18 protein-coding genes are annotated in these 17,929 nt (G+C 49.8%); 8 read left to right on the top strand and 10 right to left on the bottom strand.

Going from position 1 to position 17,929, the window contains the following annotated elements; all coding sequences use genetic code 11:
- A complete protein-coding gene (locus H6G89_RS06135) occupies window positions 1-1,533 on the top strand; it encodes a thymidylate synthase (RefSeq protein WP_190504432.1) in 1,533 nt (510 codons plus the stop codon).
- 121 nt (window positions 1,534-1,654) lie between these two features.
- On the opposite strand, the gene H6G89_RS06130 is transcribed toward H6G89_RS06135, so the two are convergent.
- Complete coding sequence (locus H6G89_RS06130) at window positions 1,655-1,792, bottom strand: hypothetical protein (protein ID WP_190504431.1); 138 nt, start codon at window positions 1,790-1,792, stop codon at window positions 1,655-1,657.
- A 299-nt stretch (window positions 1,793-2,091) separates the two neighbouring features.
- Here H6G89_RS06130 and dut point away from each other — a divergent pair, with 299 nt between their 5' ends.
- A complete protein-coding gene (dut, locus tag H6G89_RS06125; protein WP_199336585.1) occupies window positions 2,092-2,520 on the top strand; it encodes a dUTP diphosphatase in 429 nt (142 codons plus the stop codon).
- 128 nt (window positions 2,521-2,648) lie between these two features.
- On the opposite strand, the gene H6G89_RS06120 is transcribed toward dut, so the two are convergent.
- Entirely contained in the window at window positions 2,649-2,801 is a 153-nt protein-coding gene (locus H6G89_RS06120) for a PsaJ protein (RefSeq protein WP_190504429.1), read from the bottom strand.
- Window positions 2,802-3,171: 370 nt separating this feature from the next.
- Here H6G89_RS06120 and H6G89_RS06115 point away from each other — a divergent pair, with 370 nt between their 5' ends.
- The 5 genes from H6G89_RS06115 to H6G89_RS06095 all read left to right on the top strand — a co-directional run bounded on the left by H6G89_RS06115 (window position 3,172) and on the right by H6G89_RS06095 (window position 8,372).
- Window positions 3,172-3,855, top strand: coding sequence for an HAD family hydrolase (locus H6G89_RS06115; protein ID WP_190504428.1), 684 nt, complete (start codon window positions 3,172-3,174; stop codon window positions 3,853-3,855).
- Between the two features lie 299 nt (window positions 3,856-4,154).
- Entirely contained in the window at window positions 4,155-4,949 is a 795-nt protein-coding gene (locus H6G89_RS06110; protein ID WP_190504427.1) for a WGxxGxxG-CTERM domain-containing protein, read from the top strand.
- Between the two features lie 443 nt (window positions 4,950-5,392).
- Complete coding sequence (locus tag H6G89_RS06105; RefSeq protein WP_190504426.1) at window positions 5,393-6,139, top strand: TVP38/TMEM64 family protein; 747 nt, start codon at window positions 5,393-5,395, stop codon at window positions 6,137-6,139.
- A gap of 237 nt (window positions 6,140-6,376) precedes the next feature.
- Complete coding sequence (locus H6G89_RS06100; protein WP_190504425.1) at window positions 6,377-6,562, top strand: hypothetical protein; 186 nt, start codon at window positions 6,377-6,379, stop codon at window positions 6,560-6,562.
- A gap of 109 nt (window positions 6,563-6,671) precedes the next feature.
- Complete coding sequence (locus H6G89_RS06095) at window positions 6,672-8,372, top strand: solute carrier family 26 protein (protein WP_190504424.1); 1,701 nt, start codon at window positions 6,672-6,674, stop codon at window positions 8,370-8,372.
- 140 nt (window positions 8,373-8,512) lie between these two features.
- Here the strand turns inward: H6G89_RS06095 and H6G89_RS06090 are convergent, their stop codons facing one another.
- Entirely contained in the window at window positions 8,513-8,788 is a 276-nt protein-coding gene (locus H6G89_RS06090) for a GlsB/YeaQ/YmgE family stress response membrane protein (protein WP_190504423.1), read from the bottom strand.
- 373 nt (window positions 8,789-9,161) lie between these two features.
- On the opposite strand from H6G89_RS06090, the gene H6G89_RS06085 reads away from it, so the two are divergent.
- The gene (locus tag H6G89_RS06085) at window positions 9,162-10,412 is read left to right on the top strand and encodes a DUF4336 domain-containing protein (protein ID WP_190504422.1); all 1,251 of its coding nucleotides are present in this window, start codon (window positions 9,162-9,164) and stop codon (window positions 10,410-10,412) included.
- Between the two features lie 329 nt (window positions 10,413-10,741).
- Here the strand turns inward: H6G89_RS06085 and H6G89_RS06080 are convergent, their stop codons facing one another.
- The 7 genes from H6G89_RS06080 to H6G89_RS06050 all read right to left on the bottom strand — a co-directional run bounded on the left by H6G89_RS06080 (window position 10,742) and on the right by H6G89_RS06050 (window position 17,923).
- Window positions 10,742-11,923, bottom strand: a complete 1,182-nt coding sequence (locus H6G89_RS06080; RefSeq protein ID WP_190504421.1) for a TRC40/GET3/ArsA family transport-energizing ATPase — start codon at window positions 11,921-11,923, stop codon at window positions 10,742-10,744.
- Window positions 11,924-12,469: 546 nt separating this feature from the next.
- Complete coding sequence (locus tag H6G89_RS06075; RefSeq protein ID WP_190504420.1) at window positions 12,470-12,874, bottom strand: DUF2358 domain-containing protein; 405 nt, start codon at window positions 12,872-12,874, stop codon at window positions 12,470-12,472.
- Window positions 12,875-12,897: 23 nt separating this feature from the next.
- On the bottom strand, window positions 12,898-13,371 hold the full coding sequence (locus H6G89_RS06070) for a GNAT family N-acetyltransferase (RefSeq protein ID WP_190504419.1): 474 nt from the start codon (window positions 13,369-13,371) through the stop codon (window positions 12,898-12,900).
- Window positions 13,372-13,377: 6 nt separating this feature from the next.
- Window positions 13,378-14,436, bottom strand: a complete 1,059-nt coding sequence (locus tag H6G89_RS06065; protein ID WP_190504418.1) for a peptidoglycan-binding domain-containing protein — start codon at window positions 14,434-14,436, stop codon at window positions 13,378-13,380.
- Window positions 14,437-14,459: 23 nt separating this feature from the next.
- Entirely contained in the window at window positions 14,460-15,578 is a 1,119-nt protein-coding gene (locus H6G89_RS06060; RefSeq protein ID WP_190504417.1) for a hypothetical protein, read from the bottom strand.
- A gap of 515 nt (window positions 15,579-16,093) precedes the next feature.
- Window positions 16,094-16,357, bottom strand: a complete 264-nt coding sequence (locus H6G89_RS06055; protein WP_190504416.1) for a hypothetical protein — start codon at window positions 16,355-16,357, stop codon at window positions 16,094-16,096.
- Window positions 16,358-17,449: 1,092 nt separating this feature from the next.
- Window positions 17,450-17,923: a DUF1643 domain-containing protein gene (locus tag H6G89_RS06050; protein WP_190504415.1), complete on the bottom strand. Its 474-nt coding sequence runs from the start codon at window positions 17,921-17,923 to the stop codon at window positions 17,450-17,452.
- Window positions 17,924-17,929 lie beyond the last annotated feature (6 nt).

The following is a 17,929-nucleotide window of genomic DNA, read 5'->3' as shown; positions in this document are numbered from 1 at the left end:
ATGGTCGCGACGGGTCAAAGCGCAGCACTACAATACCAGCCAAAGTACAAGCCTAATCAACTGATTTGCGGAACGGGTCAGACTGCCATTGTCACGGGATGGACGGTCAAAGGGGCGATCGCCAAAAAGTTGCGCCCCCACGAATATGGAGTCATCGGGCAACTGTATAGCCCCACTCGTGGCATCAGTCTGTTGCTTCGCAATCTGTTCGCTAATCCTCAGGTGCGGTTTCTAGTGGTTTTGAATGCTACGAAGGAAGATCAAAACGCTGGAGCGTGTACCTGCTTACTCGACTTTTTGAGGAATGGTGTTAAGCCAGGTAAAACCGACACGGGACGCGACTGTTGGGTGGTGCAGTCGCCCATCACAGGCTACATCGACATTGAGATTCCACTGGAGGCGTTGGAACAGTTGCGGCAGTCGCTGGAATGGCGTGAGGCAAAGTCGATCGCTGAAGCAGTACAACAGGTACAGACCTTTGCCGCACGAGGAGAAGTTGTCGCTTGGGGAACTGCACTCACCTTTCCGCAAGCTCCGTTAACGCCAACAACGCTTCCGGGCGTGCGCTATGGACACCGTATTGAGGGCAAAACCATTGCGGAAACCTGGGTCAAAATCATTCATCGCATCAAAACAACAGGGACGATTCGCCCCACTGCCTATGATGGACACTGGCAGGAATTGATTGATCTGGTGGCGATCGTCACTGACGAACCAGATGGGTTCTATTTTCCAGAACCCAATTACCTCCCGGTCGATCGCCCCTTCATTCAACAATACATCTCCCAAATTTTGGACGACGCTCCCCTGCGAGAAGGCGTGAAATATACCTATGGTCAACGCTTGCGATCGTGGTTTGGGCAAGACCAAATTCAACAAGTGATTGAGAAACTATCGGTTGATCTCAACTCTGCCAGAGCCGTAATGTCTCTATGGGATGTGAATGATCATGTTGCAGGCGACAGTCCACCCTGTCTGAATCACATCTGGGTACGAGTGGTGGATGGAGAACTTTCGCTGACTGCCACCTTTCGGAGTAATGACATGTTTTCGGCGTGGGTTGCTAACGCGATGGGGTTGCGAGCATTGCAGCAACATATCCTACAGGAGATCAGCACTCGCACCTCTACCCCTCTCACATTGGGTCCATTGATTACCGTTAGCCAGAGTGCTCATATTTATGACGACTGCTGGGAAAATAGCGATCGCCTGATTGAATCCCAATACCCCAAAATCTGCCAGCAACGAGACTATGCCGACCCGGTTGGCAGTTTCACCATTGCGGTTCAGCAGAACGAGATTTTGGTTGAACACCTTACTCCTGGCTCAGGCGAAGCTATCAACTGCTATTCTGGGCGATCTGCTACACAGCTTTATCGACAAATTGCCGCTGATTGCCCTGCTCTGCAACCCGAACACGCGCTTTATCTCGGCGCAGAATTGCAGAAAGCTGAGATTGCCCTGACTCGACCAGAGCACTTTAGTTATGAGCAGGATAAACCTCTAAAGGCGGGAGTAGGGAATGGGGAGTAGGGAGTGGGGAGCAAGCCTAAACCTCGTTTCCAGGCTCCTGCCTGGAAATGGAGCGGTGAAGGTGCCTCCTGGAGCAACTATTGGAAGCACCTCCATAAGTGGGTAGTCCTATCTAACGTGTTTAATGTGAATTCGGGATCAGAATTTCGGCGGTTAAAACCGCCGCTATAGAAGCAAAACCGACCTGCGTCGGTTCGTCAAATCCTGCATCTTCCGGAGTCCGCGTCGGCGGACTTCGCTCTAGTAGCTGCGAATTCATTCGCCGGGCTCCTAAACCGAACTGACGTTATTTAGGAAAGGATGGGAACTAAGAGAGCGACCGTGAGAGGGTATGAGCGAGGGCATTTCGCAATCTCACACCCTCTCACCATCCTTCCCTCCAGGGCACTACCCTGGGGAAGCCTTCTGACTCACCACCGCCCCCGAATGTGGCTACGGCTATACTCTTTATCCAAAGCGATTCAAGAGAAACAGGTCAGTGATAAGAATTGACAACTGACGACGAACCGTTGACGATGGACGATTGACCCAACTCCCATTCCCCCATCACCGATGGATCTGACTTTAAAAGTTAAGCTACTCAACGAAAATGCCCGCTTGCCCCACTATGCCCATCCCGGAGACGCAGGCTTAGATTTATTCTCGACCGTTGACACACTCATTGAACCAGGAGGCAGTGCCCTCATTCCCACGGGGCTAAGCATCCAATTGCCCCCTTGCACGGAGGCTCAGGTCAGACCTCGAAGCGGGTTAGCCCTCAAGCATCAAGTGACGGTTCTAAATACCCCCGGCACTATTGATGAGGGGTACCGGGGGGAAGTGGGAGTGATTCTGATTAACCATGGCAAAGCCCCTTTTCACGTTGCGATCGGCATGAAAATTGCGCAAATGGTCATCAAACCTGTTTATCCTGTGACGGTGCAAGCGGTTGAAGAGTTAGAGTCAACCTCTAGAGGCGAAGGGGGCTTTGGCTCGACGGGCGTCTGAATCGTCTGAATCGGGATGAGTTGTGGGGCGAACTGCCATTCGCCCCCGTCTAATCTTTAGGAACAGGAAACATGTCGATGAAATGGCATGTCATTCCTGCTCAAGATTGGGTCGGCAACTTTTAACTTTTACGGCATTGGGTGAAATAGGAGATCCGGAAAAAAGGCATTAATGATCAACCAGAGTGAAAAGGCGACGGAAACCGACACCACCGCCAAAACAGGTGCCAGTGATAGATATTGTGAAAAGTAAGCGGGCTGGTTATTTCCTGGGTTTTTCATGAGTGCTATTCCAACAGAAGTTAGGTTCAAAAATTTGTCACTCAACAATAGTGGCTCGGCTGCTAGTCAACCTCTAACTCAAGGCAGGCATAAGACTAATTTGAATTAGAAAAAATGACTATTTTTCTTATGAACTGGTTTATGAACTAAATTCTGAACTGAGTCATGCAAGCTTTTCTCAGTCACAAGTAATCTACAAAAATTTTTCTAGAATGCTTGAATTTTTCTCTGGACGATCGCACTCCATCTCACACATTACACCTCACAACTAACACTCAAAACTTACAGAGCTTCTACTTCTAGAGTGATGAATTAACTACAACATTACTGCCACTTTTAAAGAAAAGTTTCGACTCCGGAGTGAATAAAAGTGGCGTTGCAAGGTTTGTTGTTAGATGTGGATGGAACGCTCGTCTTAAGCAACGATGCTCACGCCCAAGCCTGGGTAGAGGCGTTTGCCAAATTTGGATATGACATTGATTTCGAGACTGTTCGCGGCATGATTGGTATGGGGGGCGATCGCATCATGCCTCAATTAGTCCCCGGTCTAAATGATGAGGAAGGAACAGGAAAAGAAATCAGTGCTTATCGCAAGCAGTTGGTTCTCGAAAAGTTTGTACCCCAACTTGCTCCGGCTAACGGATCACGAGAGCTACTGCAAAAAATGCAGGAGTCAGGGCTGAAATTGGTGGTTGCGAGTTCAGCCTCAAACGAAGAACTGGGAGCACTCCTGAAAGCAGCACAGGTGGATGACCTGATTCAAGATGCAACTACATCCAGTGACACAGAGGCATCAAAGCCTGCCCCCGATATCGTCGAAGCTGCCCTCAACAAAGGCAACTTTGCCCCTGATGAAGTCGTGATGTTAGGTGATACACCCTACGATATTGAGTCCGCAGCCAAAGCAGGTGTCCCTGTTATTGCCATGCGGTGTGGGGGCTTTCAGGAAGAACAACTCAAAGGGGCGATCGCCATTTACAACGATCCGGCTGACCTGTTGCAACACTACGATGAATCTCCATTAGCTCAAGCTGCTTCCCGTCCTGATAACTGAGCGCATGACGGCATCTTATGCCGTAAAACTTTATCTTGAATTGCGCGAATCTATGCCCACGGTAGAAGTAGAACCGTTCTCCATTGCCTATCCTGCTTAGAAGAAGGGTAGGGTAAGGGAAAAGCACAGCGAGACGTCGATTAGTAGCAACACCAAGTAGGTGCTCGCTCAAAAGGCTGTGCAAATCATTTCAACAGCATTCACCAATAACATCCATCAATGTCTCAAAATTTCCTGAGACTTCTTAAATCTGAAAACCGAAATTTGTAAAACATCTAAGACATCAAGGAACGATCACCATGAAGCTTTCAAATTTATCTAAACAGGTGTGGTTAAACGTCTTCGCGGTCGGCTTCACAACCCTAGCACTGGCTTTACCTGTGACTGCAACTTCTGGTACTTCTAGCACCACAGGGGGAACAGCAGGCACCACAGGGGGAACAAGCACAACGGGTGGCGCAACGGGTGACGGAGCTACTGGCGGTACGACGGGCGGTACGACGGGCGGCACAACCGGGGGTACGACGGGCGGCACCACTGGCGGCACCACGGGAACCACTGGAACAACAGGTGGTACGACTGGCGGTACAAGCACCACAGGTGGAATCACTGGCGGGGCTGCGGGAGATGCTACTGGTGGTACAACAGGTGGAACCACTGGCGGCACCACGGGAACCACTGGCGGCACAACCGGGGGAACCACGGGAACCACGGGAACAACTGGTGGAACAACCGGGGGAACCACGGGAACCACGGGAACCACTGGAACCACTGGTGGAACAACCGGGGGCACCACGGGAACCACTGGTGGAACAACCGGGGGCACGACTGGAACCACTGGCGGTACAACGGGTGGCACCACGGGAACCACAGGTGGAACGACTGGGGGCACGACTGGCGGCACCACTGGAACAACGACTGCTCCCTATGACGCAACTGGAACAACTACCGATACCTTGCAAACAGAAGACGACAGTGATTGGAGTTGGTTGGGCTTGTTAGGTCTGGCTGGATTGGCAGGGCTTTTACCTAAGCGTGAAGAGCCTGCCCGTCATACGGATCCCAATGTCACGACACGCAGTGGATCTCGTTAGCGTTGTTTTAGCCAATTGATACCAATTTGAATTGGCTTCGCTGCACATGATTCCGTAAGGGCGTTTCGCGAAACGCCCCTACCCATTGATTTGCCACAATCAAACCTTAAATCGGTATGACTATCTCCAATTAACGTCCGTTCGGTTTAAGAGCCCGGCGAATGAATTCGCGGCTACTAGAGCCAAGTCCGCCGACGTGGACTCCGGAAAATCAAGGTTTGACAAACCGACGCAGGTCGGTTTTGCTCCGATAGCGGCGGTTTTAACCGCCAAAATCCTTATCTCGAATTCACGTTCCAATTAGTCTGTACCCTCACCCTAAATCCTCTCCCACAGGCAGCAAGGGACTCTTCAAAGGCTCCCTTCTTCCTGAGCAGGAGGGTTGGTGAGGGCTTTGTATTGTCCCCACTCCATACTGCCCACTCGCTATTCCCCTATCCTCTATGAATTGGTTACGTCGTAAACGTTTTTGGGTGCTCGTGTTGGGCGTTGCCCTGCTGGTCGGTTTGGGTAGTACGATTCCCCTAGAGCAGTGGTTTTTGGCAGTTAAGAACTGGCTTGCTCCACTCGATCTGGTCGCCATTCCGGTTTTTATCTTGCTCTATCTGATAGCGACTGTTTTGGGGTTACCCAATATTCTGCTGATTTTAGTGGCAGGCACCTTATTCGGCATGGTGAACGGAATAATTGCTGTGTCGATCGCCGATACACTGGGGGCGATCGCTTGTTTTTTGATTGGGCGCGGCGTTGCCCGTCAACGCATTAAAAAGTGGCTCAGCAATCACCCTACTCTGGCACAACTTGATCACGCGGTTGGTCAAAAAGGCTGGAAGATTTTGTTGTTGACGCGCCTATCTCCCCTCGTTCCCTCTAACGTGCTGAATTATGGCTTTAGCTGCACCAGGGTGAATTTTTGGCAGTATTGCTTCTTTTCCTGGTTGGGCATGTTGCCTGTGATTGCCCTCTATGTCTATCTGGGGTCGTTTGGAGCTTCATTGTTAAGCAGTGAGGTGACACCTGGAAAAATCGCACTCCAACTGGCTGGATTGCTGTTGGCGATCGGGGCTGCACTTTACACCACTCGCTTAACTCGTAAGGCATTGGCTCCACCATGTCCCGCCAATTCAACTGAAGAGGTAACGGACGTTGAAGAACCGGAGCGATCGCCCCAATCTTCGACTAAATCGTGATATTGAAATCGCAGCTATAGGAGCAAACCCTGCTGACGCAGGTTATAGAGAACCATGATGCGTCGAGTCCACCTTCATGGACTTCGACCCGATAGACGCGAATCCAATTCACCACACCCCACTCCCTATTCCCTCTTTTTTCTACGATCGCCCAAAAGGGGGAGTCAGACGGGTGAAGTGGTATCCCATCGCAGTGGTTTAGTTTGGTAATCTCCCAATTCATCAGGAGGACGAGCAATGCCAAGAAAACTGCTGCAAGCTGTGGTCATTACCTTTGCTCTCTATCTACTGATGGGAATGCAATCACGGGGAGACTCCATTCCCCAATCCGCATCGAAACCCTCTCATCAGGTAATGCCGCCTCATCACGTAACGCCACTCCAATTTGCCAGGATTATAAATCTGGTGAAGGGGTCAATTTAGCGATCGCCAGGTCACCCCTGACAAATCGTGCCTCAACTGTAGTCTAGGCTACTTAATTTTACCTTAAACTATCTACATTCCTCTCTTAATCTAAGGGGCGAGGTGGATTGTGGCATACGAGTCAAAACATCACATCGGGTGGTTTTCTCTGCCGGGTGTGAAACGTCTGCGATCGTATCAGCGATCGTGGTTACGCGGTGATCTCTTAGCCGGGATCACCGTTGCAGCCTACTTGATCCCACAGTGTATGGCATACGGCGAGTTGGCAGGGGTTGATCCAATCGTGGGCTTGTGGGCAATTTTACCGCCGATGGTTCTGTACACGCTGTTAGGTTCCTCACCGCAGTTGTCGGTAGGACCGGAGTCCACCACGGCAGTCATGACCGCAGCGGCGATCGCCCCTCTGGTCACCACGAGTGGTAGCAACTATGCCAGCCTTGCGTCACTGTTGGCGTTCATGGTGGGCGTGTTGTGTATCGTCGGCTCTATGGCGCGACTCGGCTTTCTTGCGAACCTTCTGTCAAAACCAATCTTGATCGGCTATATGGCAGGGGTAGCCGTGATTATGATCGCCAGTCAGTTGGGCAAAGTCAGTGGCATGGCGATCGCCTCTGATACGCTGTTTGGCGAAGTGTGGGAGTGGTTGACCAGCCTGAATCAACTGCATTGGATGACGGCGATCGTATCGGTGTTGGTTCTCCTGTTTCTCCTCACCGTTCAACGCCGCTTTCCCAATGCGCCCGGCCCCTTGTTAGCGGTGTTGCTTGCGACTACGGCGGTGGCTCTGTTTCATCTAGATCAACAGGGTGTTGCCGTGGTCGGACAAATTCCCGCCGGATTACCTCATTTCGCACTCCCAACGCTCGCTGTGCAGCAGGTAATGCCACTCGTTGCTTCGGCTCTGGGAATTGCGATCGTGGGCTATTCGGACAACGTGTTGACCGCAAGAGCCTTTGCTGCCCGTAACCACTACACCCTCGATGCCAACCAGGAATTGCTGGCATTGGGCGCAGCAAACCTGGGGAATGGGTTAATGCAGGGATTTCCCATTAGCAGTAGCGGCAGTCGCACGGTGATTGGGGATGCCCTGGGCAGCAAAACTCAGGTATTTTCGCTGGTGGCACTGGTCGTCATTCTGGCGGTGCTCCTGTTCCTGCGTCCTTTGCTGGCGTTGTTTCCCAAAGCAGCACTGGGGGCGATCGTGATTTATGCGGCGACTCGGTTAATTGAAGTCGGAGAATTCCGGAGGTTATGGCAATTTCGTCGCAGTGAGTTTGCCCTGGCGTTAGTCACAACGACTGGGGTTTTAGCGACCGATATCTTAGTAGGAGTCGGCGTTGCCGTTGGGCTATCCGTAATCGATTTATTCGCCCGCATTACCCGTCCCCATGATGCGGTATTGGGTGAAGTGCCTGATCTACCTGGATTGCACGACATCGAAGACTGGCAGGGCGCAAAGACGATTCCGGGGTTGGTGCTCTATCGCTACGATGCACCCCTCTGTTTTGCGAATGCGGAAGACTTTAAGCGACGGGCACTGGCGGCGATCGCCGCAGAGACAACCCCTGTGGAATGGTTTGTGTTGAGTACTGAAGCCATTGCCGAAATCGATATTACGGCGATTGACATGTTAGAAGAGTTTCGCAGTGAACTATTGAGCAGGGGCATCACCTTTGGGATGGCACGGGTCAAACAAGATCTCTATGCTCAATTGAAGCGATCGCACTTTCTCACGGGCACCTCTGCTGAGCACATTTATTTCACACTGCACACAGCGATCGCTGCCTTTCACAATCGCCATTCACGCTGAACCAGAGCTATATTTTTCATTCTTTTCAGAGGGTGCGTTACGCTGCGCTAACAGCACCCTACTCCCCACTCCCCACTCCCCACATACGTAAAAGCCTCCTCCGCCATAGGAGAAGGCTCGAAAGGAGTCAAACTTAAGATTTAGTAAGTAGCACTACGACGAGTAAATGCGTAGTAGATAGCCAATGCGATGATGGCACCGATAACCGCTACAACAATACCGCCAATGCTCAGTCCAGCAGCAGTCAGGGATAGCGAACCAGTGGTCAACAAGTTGTAAACAGAACCACCCACGAAAGCACCGATGATACCGAGGATCAGGGTTCCGAGAATTCCACCGCCCTGATTACCGGGATAGATCGCTTTTGCGATCGCACCAGCGATCAAACCTAATACAATCCAAGCCAAAATATTCATTGTTATTTCTCCAACTAGTGAAACTTGAGATGTAACAGAGCGTTTTAACTTCGTTCATTCTGTTATTCCCAAGTTATCAATCTGCTGAAGTGAAAAGGACTACCACAAGAGAGAAAACCGCTATCACTAGAGGATGAGAATAGTTTGAGATGACGTGAGGAATTTCAATAAAATTTTTCAGTAATCCTCAGTAATACAAATGATAAATTGCCGTAAAAAGTAAAAAATAATAACTGAAGTACGGAGTTCAGGGTGAACATAATCCGATAGAGCCAGTTCTCATGGGTTACGTTATCTAAATTTCGTTGGCTCAAAATTCAGTTCAGCAAGGTCTTATTGGAGACTGGGAGAAGGGCTTTCACCGAGTGATACCATGACCAGATCTAACGATTTAGTGGAGCTATCCCCTACCGGGGGAAGGGTACCTTCAGATACTCATCCTCAAGATTGGGCTTGGCGATTCTGGTTTGCCTTGCCCCTGTATCCCTATCGCAAGCGACGGACACTGCGAACGGAGGTTATCCCTGGAACCGTGTGGACATTTGATCAGTTACACGGCATTCTCTACGCAGTTGTGCCCATCCGGATGACCGTGATTCGCCTGGATAGCGGGGGGTTGCTGGTGTATGCTCCAGTCGCGCCCACTCCTGAATGCATTCGTCTGGTGAATGAGTTGGTGGCAGCGCATGGCGAGGTGCGCTATATCATTCTGCCAACGTCCTCTGGTCTGGAGCACAAGGTCTTTGTCGGACCGTTTGCCCAACAGTTTCCCCACGCTCAGGTATTTGTAGCCCCTAATCAGTGGAGTTTTCCCCTGAACTTGCCGTTACCGTGGTTGGGGTTTCCTCGCGATCGCACCCAGGTTTTGCCCCTCGACAGTCGCCAGGCTCCCTTTAGCGACGAATTCGACTATGAAATTCTCGACTTTAACTTAGGACGCGGTTCCTTTGCAGAAGTTGCCGTATTCCACAGGCGATCGCACACTTTGTTGCTGACTGATTCGATTCTCTCGGTACCTGAGGAACCTCCCGCGATCGCCCAACTCGACCCCTATCCTCTGCTGTTTCACGCCAGAGACAGTGCTCTAGAGCCAATTGAAGACACGCCTGACCATCGCCGCAACGGGTGGCAACGAATTTCGCTGTTTGCGACTTACTTTCGTCCCTACGCATTAAAGACCACAGAATTGAAGGAAACCCTCCGGGATGGGTTCAAGGCACCAGAGCGATCGCCCAGAGCCTACTTCGGCTTTTTTCCATTTCGCTGGCAAGACGACTGGCAACAATCCTTTGAGGCACTACGCGGAAATGGACGACCGTTTGTAGCCCCCATCCTGCAAACCCTAATCCTGCCACAAGCCCCCCGAACCGTTCTCGCCTGGGTAGATCGAGTTGCCCAGTGGAACTTTCGGCACATCATCCCCTGCCACTTCGATGCCCCTATTCCCGCAACTCCAGAAGAATTTCGTCGAGCATTCGCTTTTCTAAAACCGAACTCCGACCCACAACAAACTACCAATCTACTGGATTTCCCCTTACCAGACACCGATATGGAGTTTGTCAGAGAGCTAGAGGCAAACCTGCGAAAACGAGGCATCGCTACCGCACCAAGGGAATCTCTCTAACCTCTGTAAGGGCGAAGCATTTGCTGAATAGTGAGATGATTGTCTTGAAGCAGACATGAGCGAGACGCCCACACTCCCTTCAGGCAGATCGTTTCAACCCGTGCGAGCATCTTATACCAATTTGAATTGGCTTCGCTGCACATGATTCAGTAAGGGCGTTTCGCGAAACGCCCCTACCCAGTGATCGGCCACGATCAAACATTAGATCGGTATTACTCAGATCGGTATTACTCGCAACTCATTCATCCCTAAAATCAGCAACGCTGTTCGATAGCATTGCCTGCCAATGCTTCGCCCCTTTAGACCTGTATGAATTCAACAACCCAAAGCTATGCTACCGCTGCAAAACGGATCTTGAGATAATCCTCCTCCATCTTGGCTCCAGCAGGTTGTAAGGCGGCTAACGCCTGGGGCAACACCAGGTTGCGACGATGGTTGCCAATCCGAATGTTCAACTCATCGCCGGATTTGCTCAATTCCACCTTGTTTTTGGGAATTCCTGGCAAATAGACCTCCAGACTGTATTGGTTGTCCGTCTGCACAACTCGCAGGGTGGTTTCCTTGTAGTACACCTGAGCGGGATCTTCATCGCCATAGAGCGTTTCCTTGAGTCGCTCCAGGGCTGCAAGACCACACATCTCTTCTGAGTACAGCGGCACCTCTTTCACGGGCAACGGACGGAAGTTTTCGTGGATCTCGTTGCGATATTGCTGTTGATTCTCCTTCCACCGTTGAAAGAAGGGATCTGTCACCTGGTCAGGAATGATGCGATTGGCAACCACCATGTCGGTTGCCACGTTATAGAGGCTGAGATAGGCGTGCGCCCGTAGGGACTCCTTAATCACCATCTTTTCGGGATTGGTGACGAGCCGCACCGAGGTTTGCGTGTTGTCAGTGAGCACTTTTTCCAGAGCCTCAATCTGCTCATAGAACTCGTAGGGCGCATCCATCACCTGTTTGTCAGGCAACGAAAATCCGGCGATCGGGCGAAAGAGGGGTTCTACCAGCGGTCTAAGTGCGGCTGACACGGCTTGCAACGGCTTGTAAAAGCGACGCATGTACCAACCTGCAACTTCTGGCAAACTCAGCAACCGTAAAGCGGTTCCAGTGGGGGCAGAGTCGATAATCAACACATCAAACTCACCCTCGTCATAGTGCCGCTTCATCCGCACCAGGCTAAAAATCTCATCCATTCCCGGCAAAATAGCGAGTTCTTCCGCTTCGACACCCTCTAATCCCCGCGCTTGCAACACCTGCGTGATGTATCGCTTCACTGCACCCCAGTTACCCTCTAGCTCCATCAGAGCGTCTAATTCTGCTCCCCAGAGATTTGGGCGCACCTGCTTGGGGTCATGCCCTAGTTCTAAGTCAAAGCTATCTGCTAGAGAGTGGGCAGGGTCAGTGCTTAACACAAGGGTGCGATAGCCTAGCTCAGCGCAGCGTAATCCCGTGGCGGCTGCTACTGAGGTTTTGCCGACTCCGCCTTTACCAGTCATCAAAATTACGCGCATGAATACCAATCTGAGACGAGTTTACATTCTTTTACTTTAAAGGAGGAACGGGAGAAGAGGGAAGAAAGAAAAAGGAAGAGGGAAGAAAAGGGATAAAGGATGAAGGATGAAGGATAAAGGATGAAGGATAAAGGATGAAGGATAAAGGATGAAGGATAAAGGATGAAGGATAAAGGATGAAGGATGAAGGATGAAGGATGAAGGATAAAGGATGAAGGATAAAGGATAAAGGATGAAGGATAAAGGATGAAGGATAAAGGATGAGGGTGGGTGTAGCCTGAAGGGTGTGTCCAGAATTTTGTGTAAAACCCCATCCTGTCTTCGCTCTAACCCACCCGCGACTAAAGTGCGGGCTCATAGGATGAAGTCTGCTTTAGCAGACTAAGAGGGGTTTTTAGTCCACTGAAGTGGACTCTGGAAGGTATCTCGCCATTGATGTGCGGGGGATGGGAACGGTAACAGACACACTTTGATTTACATAGCCCTGATTCTGGAGGAGCTTTACGGCTTTACAATCTCCTCCTCTACTCCCTCACTTCCCACTCCCTACTCCCCATTCCCTACCCCCTCTACCTTAATCCCAACATGCTGCTTCAAAACATCCAGCTTTGAGCACTTCCAGTAGTCGATATGGGAGACGATCAAGCCATCGCTGTTGAGTTGCAACTCGCTCCAACCGGCGATCGCAATTCGAGGTTGCCAGGGGAGGGGCGTTGTCCAACTCAGAGTCCAATCGGTGCGGATCGAGTCGCCTGTGCGCTGGATGTCATGCAAGTCAAGTTGAGGATTGCGAAACCAGGTTTTGATGAACTGGATCATGCGCTGATAGCGATCGCACCCTCGAAACTCGTTCATCGGATCTTTGAAATACACATCCGGCGCATAGATGCTGTAGGTCTGATGATCGGGAAAGTTGCGGTAATCGGTCTTTAGAATGTCCAGAATGTCCATACAGCGAGTGGGTGTGCAGAGCCTTACACCAGATCTAAGCGCATTTCGTTACTGGTTGAAAAGCCAAGGTGTTCGTACACAGATTTCCCCGATGGCGACGCATGGAGAATGGCACGAGTACAGCCCAGGCTCTTGAGGTGGGCGATCGCCTCTTTAGTCAACTGCTGAGCAATCCCCTGTCTACGGTAGGGCGGTTCTACATATACACCCCAGATGTAGCCATATTGGCGGGCTTGTGGGGTCAAAATTTGTGGATATAGCCCCTCAAACAGTTGGCAACTGGCAGATCCGACAATTTGACCATCCACTTCTGCCACAAATGCTTTGAAGCTCAGTTCTCGACGGGCGCGATCGATAAACTTCAACGTCAGGTCTAACCAATTGGGATAGATGCACTCGCCAGGAATCGCATTGTCTTGCCACAGACGATAAAAGTGAGCGGCAATTAATGCATCGGCTCCAGGGCTTGCTTCTCGAATATCGATTGTTTTCTGCATGGTGTTTCAAGTAGAAAATGGGATGCCAGAGTAAGGGTTGCAAGCATCGGCAATAAAGGCAGTTCCAGCGATCGCACCGCCCCTGGGAACCGTAAACGACTGACCACCGGAGGAGCCACCGATATATCGAGTGCCATCAAACCGAGCAAACCAGTAATCTGACCCTGTTTCATTCCTGGACAGTATCACCAGATCACTCCAACCGCCAGTCATTTGCTCCGTCACAATGACAGGCGCAACACCCAAACCGAGATCAGACACCAACTGATAACCCGCATCATCGGGTTGAAACACCAAAATTGGGTAACCCCCAACTCCCTTCAGGCAAGGGCTAACAACATGCACCACAATTTCCAGGCGGCTATCCCGGTTGAGATCAACTCGGTTGTAGTAATAGCGGGCAGAACCATCCAGCTTTCCCACCGCTTTGAGAATGGCACGTTCCAACGATGGATTGCAGATTTGCTCAGACAACACCTGCCAGACCTCGCTCAGGTCAATTCCGCGAATAGAGGGCAACAGATCTTGCGTTAATGCTGCCAGGGCACGACTCAACGTACACCAATTGGTCAGCCCAAACACGCCATCCACAGGCAAACTGGCCCGCCGTTGAAAGTGGCGCACTGCCCACTCCGTCGCTGAGCTAAACACACCATCCACAGACGTGCTGTAGAGTGCATCTCCCGTGTCCAGGAGCGATCGCTGCAATACCTTCACCGCTGCCCCACTGCTGCCCAAGCGCAACACAGGCATGTGAATCGGCATTCCTGCATACAACACCTGCCACGTCAGCGGATCGACAATCCCATTAGGCACGAGAAACATCGCGGCTTGAAACGATTCCACTGCCATCCTCACCGTTTCATCAAAGTGTCCCGTCAAGACGGTTGCCCGATCAACCTGGCAAGTGCTCTCCGGATAGTCTGAGAACAATTGCCATCGCAACAACAGCTTTTGTAGCTCAATCACCGCTGCACCGTGACTGCCCAGATGCAGTACGGGTTTCTTGGGATGCGCTTTGCCCCAGAATGACAGCGAACGATGTTCAGGATGAATAAAAAACATGATGACAACCATTGAGAATTGGATCAGGCAGGGGTGCCCGAAAAGGTCAAACTATATTCGGCATCTCCCGAACTCACGGAGAAGGGTGCAATGTCAATGTAATAGGTTCCGGGTGCCAGCAATTGGTTAGTAATGTCAACACCACCACCATCAATCTCATACACGTGCCGAATTTGATTTAGAGTACTGCTGCGGAGTTTGACGTCAATGCCACCCCCAAACAGCGTGCCATTTACTCCGACAACACTCATGTTGAAGCGGGTAGGTTGAGTGACCGTAAAGCTATAAAAGTCAATCAGATCACCCGTTCCGGCAAACTCGGAAATTGTTGTAGGAGTCGGGCTAAGAGCGATCGCCCGTGCTGTATTTGAGGTGTTGCCTGCAAAATCAGGAATCGAGTTTGCCGCAACCGTCAGGTTATAGTTGCCACCTTTGAAGGTTGGTTCTACTTGAATGTAATAAGTCCCCGATGCCAACACATCATTAAACGTCGTTTCACCCTGTCCCGGATAAAGCCGTTTAACAATGGCATTGAGGCTATCTCGAATGGTAAACATACCTGGAATAACCTGACCATCTCCCTGAATAGAGAAACTGACACGACTACTGGGGGAACCGGGTTCACCCACCGTAAACCGATAAAAATCAGCCGTGTCTTCTGGTCCTACATAATCACTGAAAACACTGGGAGTAGAACTCACCCCAATTTGCCGTGCTGTAGCGGGCGTGTTACCTGCCAGATCAGCAGGGATCGGGGGTGGCTGTGGGACGGGATTAGTAACAGGAATAGGCAGCGGAGTGCTGGTAAAGCTCAACTGATATCGGGTGCTTTGTCCCTTTTTGAGCACGGTTCGCAAAAAGTAGGTTCCAGCTTCTAGATCTGCCACTTGGATGGATTCATTCTTCTTGCCGGGACGACGAGACGCAGCCACGATCGCCCCTCTACTATTTCGGAGTTCCAGATCAACGTTTGCGACTTTGCCGAGTCCACTTAACACTGCATTAAAACTACTGCGGCTCGTGAGATTAATGACAAAAGAATCAAAGCGATTGCGACGATTATCGAGTGCATTTCGGAGTGCTTTAGAAATACCTGTTTGAGTCGGAAGGTTGTTAACCGTATTGTAAGAATTAGTCTGCATAAATGTTCTAAATGCTTGTTCCACGTACGTTCTATAGCAACTGTCGAAATAGTTGAGACAGGGGAATGTAGGGCACAGCCTCAGCCAGGAATTCCACCCCTTGCACCCCGTCGAACCAACCCTTCGGTTGCTATCACTAAAATCAGAAGAAAAGGCGATCGCCGTTGAGTTACTGGATTGGAGACACCCAGGAGCGATCGCCTAGCATCAGCACACTGAAAGATGAAAGCGAATGAAAGTGTTTGAGATACGTTGGAGCTACACTACCATCCACTTACAAACCAACTTGCCATTTTCGATCTCCCATCTCGCTTCTAAGCGACCTTTTTGTAGAGAGTTAACGGATTCAACAGAATCATTCATATCGGCAAAACTATCATTAGCAGGTTTAGAATTGAGTCGCTTAATTGCTGAAATAGTCATCATTACCTCTCAAATTTGTAAATTAGTGACTTGAAGTAAAGGAAATCGGTGAAGTTGAAGCGAAGTTCATCAGATAAACAGAACACAACGAATTAGCGATATTGCTGCTCTAGCCAAACTCGAATCTCTGCCTCAGAAACCCAACGAATTGATAAGCCAGTATTTGGGTTGAAGCCAGACCAATAGATTTGACCTGAACGATCCATATGCTGGTATATGCGAGGAGCAGGAAGTTGAGGAGCCAACCATTGAGCTACTCGGCGAAACCAACCTGCAATTGTGTGATTCAAAGTGTTCGCTGTTGAGTCAGATAACAATGCAGATGATTGACCAGAGTGAGAATAGACAGCTTTCATGGTGGGGGTTCTCCTGATGTGGAATTAAGGGGTTGGGGTCAGCAAGGGAGTTGCACTTAAGGGGCATATCCAGTTGCATTTCCCCAACCGTGTGAGTCAGCAATGAATTCAGGTGAGATTGATTTGGCTAGCAAATCAAGAAGAGTGAATCAATTGATCGGCTAGAAGGGATTGCGGAGGGCATGAGCGATCGCCTTTAGCATTCAATTGTGTTTTGGGCTTCAATATTTGGCTCCAAATCAATCTCAACTCGTGAACTCTATATTTTTAATTTACGGTCGATTTTTGCTTAAGCCTTCACCCAATTAGCTCACCTTTTTGGGTGATTATCTAATAGCTTACTTCCTAACTTAAAAGGTTCTTTTATTCAATTTACTGACCACCAGTTCTGGAATTAAATCAAACTAAAACTATCATTGATTCAAACAAAATAAGTGCTTAAGCCTTTGTCTTAAAAGATTCTTAGGCTTAAGCACTCATCTAGATTCATTATTTTTGAATTAAAGCAACTACAAACATTTACTAATCAAACTATTAGTAGATTATTTGCATTTGTGCTTTAAGAATTACTAGTTAACGCCAATTAAATTCAAGTATTTTAGTTAGCTTTACAGATTTTTTGGCTCCTCTATTTTCAAAGGCTATCTATCTTAATTTGAAATCAAATTCATATTGGGATTTGGATTTAAGTTTGATTTAATCCATTTGCCTTCCTGCCTGAGCACTCGTCATCGCTAAAAAGCTGTCAGGCGTCCCCCCAGAACTTATGCAAAAGATTTACAAAGCTTTACATTTTTGGAGTAACCAAGGTTTTATAGCTTTGGTTAGGAATGGAAATTAAATAAGTTCGATATTTGGTAGGGGCGGGTTTTGCTGTCAAATCTATAACAGAGCACAGATGGGCCTGCTAAACCCGCCCGTACAGTTTGCGGATTTATTAAATTCACAATCCTTAGTACTGTGATCACAGATAGGGTTTGGAAATAAAACCAGGGGGGTGTGGGCCAGCCAGGGGTTCCACCCCTGCACCCCGAATTCCCACCCTTATTTACGACGAGTTGTACTTAGAAAGCTTAAGGCAAAGGCAATGGCTCAAACCCTGACGCTAATTGGAATTAACGCTACATTCCGTTTCACATACAGGGGATGGCGTGGTTGCCCCGACTGGTTCATACCCAGACAATAAAGCGGCGTGTGTTGCGCTAACAAATCCAAGACGCAGCGATCGCGTTGATGTAGAGAACCCCAGTTACCCCATGCCAAAATGGTGCGATCGCTCCGCTGCACCGCCTGTAATAGATAGCGATCGTTCTCAACTCCAATCGGGTCAGTTGCCTGCCGCAGTTCCGTCGGATGCGTCGCGCAATAGGCAAATAAATTCACCACTTCTAACGCCCCAAAACCCCACATTTGAGCCAACCCAATACAACGTCGAATGGTAGGGTCGTTGCGGTCTGCATCGGCAGTACTGGGATTGAGCATGACGAACACCACTTTGGGAGAATTGCCCCACTCGCGCCAGAGGGTGTAGCGATAAGTGCCAGTGGAGTCAAAAATTGCGCCCATTACAAA

The organism is Oscillatoria sp. FACHB-1407, assembly GCF_014697545.1.
Classification (GTDB): Bacteria; Cyanobacteriota; Cyanobacteriia; order Elainellales; family Elainellaceae; genus FACHB-1407.
The sequence above is the reverse complement of the archived record's forward strand: the minus strand, read 5'-3'. Positions and strand labels throughout refer to the sequence as shown.

What these genes read in the sequence shown, in the direction of transcription:
- H6G89_RS06135 (WP_190504432.1), top strand. Translation starts at nt 1, where the DNA reads ATGGTCGCGACGGGTCAAAGCGCAGCACTACAATACCAGCCAAAGTAC.
- H6G89_RS06130 (WP_190504431.1), bottom strand. Translation starts at nt 1,792, where the DNA reads ATGAATTCGCAGCTACTAGAGCGAAGTCCGCCGACGCGGACTCCGGAA.
- H6G89_RS06120 (WP_190504429.1), bottom strand. Translation starts at nt 2,801, where the DNA reads ATGAAAAACCCAGGAAATAACCAGCCCGCTTACTTTTCACAATATCTA.
- H6G89_RS06110 (WP_190504427.1), top strand. Translation starts at nt 4,155, where the DNA reads ATGAAGCTTTCAAATTTATCTAAACAGGTGTGGTTAAACGTCTTCGCG.
- H6G89_RS06105 (WP_190504426.1), top strand. Translation starts at nt 5,393, where the DNA reads ATGAATTGGTTACGTCGTAAACGTTTTTGGGTGCTCGTGTTGGGCGTT.
- H6G89_RS06100 (WP_190504425.1), top strand. Translation starts at nt 6,377, where the DNA reads ATGCCAAGAAAACTGCTGCAAGCTGTGGTCATTACCTTTGCTCTCTAT.
- H6G89_RS06090 (WP_190504423.1), bottom strand. Translation starts at nt 8,788, where the DNA reads ATGAATATTTTGGCTTGGATTGTATTAGGTTTGATCGCTGGTGCGATC.
- H6G89_RS06085 (WP_190504422.1), top strand. Translation starts at nt 9,162, where the DNA reads ATGACCAGATCTAACGATTTAGTGGAGCTATCCCCTACCGGGGGAAGG.
- H6G89_RS06080 (WP_190504421.1), bottom strand. Translation starts at nt 11,923, where the DNA reads ATGCGCGTAATTTTGATGACTGGTAAAGGCGGAGTCGGCAAAACCTCA.
- H6G89_RS06075 (WP_190504420.1), bottom strand. Translation starts at nt 12,874, where the DNA reads ATGGACATTCTGGACATTCTAAAGACCGATTACCGCAACTTTCCCGAT.
- H6G89_RS06070 (WP_190504419.1), bottom strand. Translation starts at nt 13,371, where the DNA reads ATGCAGAAAACAATCGATATTCGAGAAGCAAGCCCTGGAGCCGATGCA.
- H6G89_RS06065 (WP_190504418.1), bottom strand. Translation starts at nt 14,436, where the DNA reads ATGTTTTTTATTCATCCTGAACATCGTTCGCTGTCATTCTGGGGCAAA.
- H6G89_RS06060 (WP_190504417.1), bottom strand. Translation starts at nt 15,578, where the DNA reads ATGCAGACTAATTCTTACAATACGGTTAACAACCTTCCGACTCAAACA.
- H6G89_RS06055 (WP_190504416.1), bottom strand. Translation starts at nt 16,357, where the DNA reads ATGAAAGCTGTCTATTCTCACTCTGGTCAATCATCTGCATTGTTATCT.
- H6G89_RS06050 (WP_190504415.1), bottom strand. Translation starts at nt 17,923, where the DNA reads ATGGGCGCAATTTTTGACTCCACTGGCACTTATCGCTACACCCTCTGG.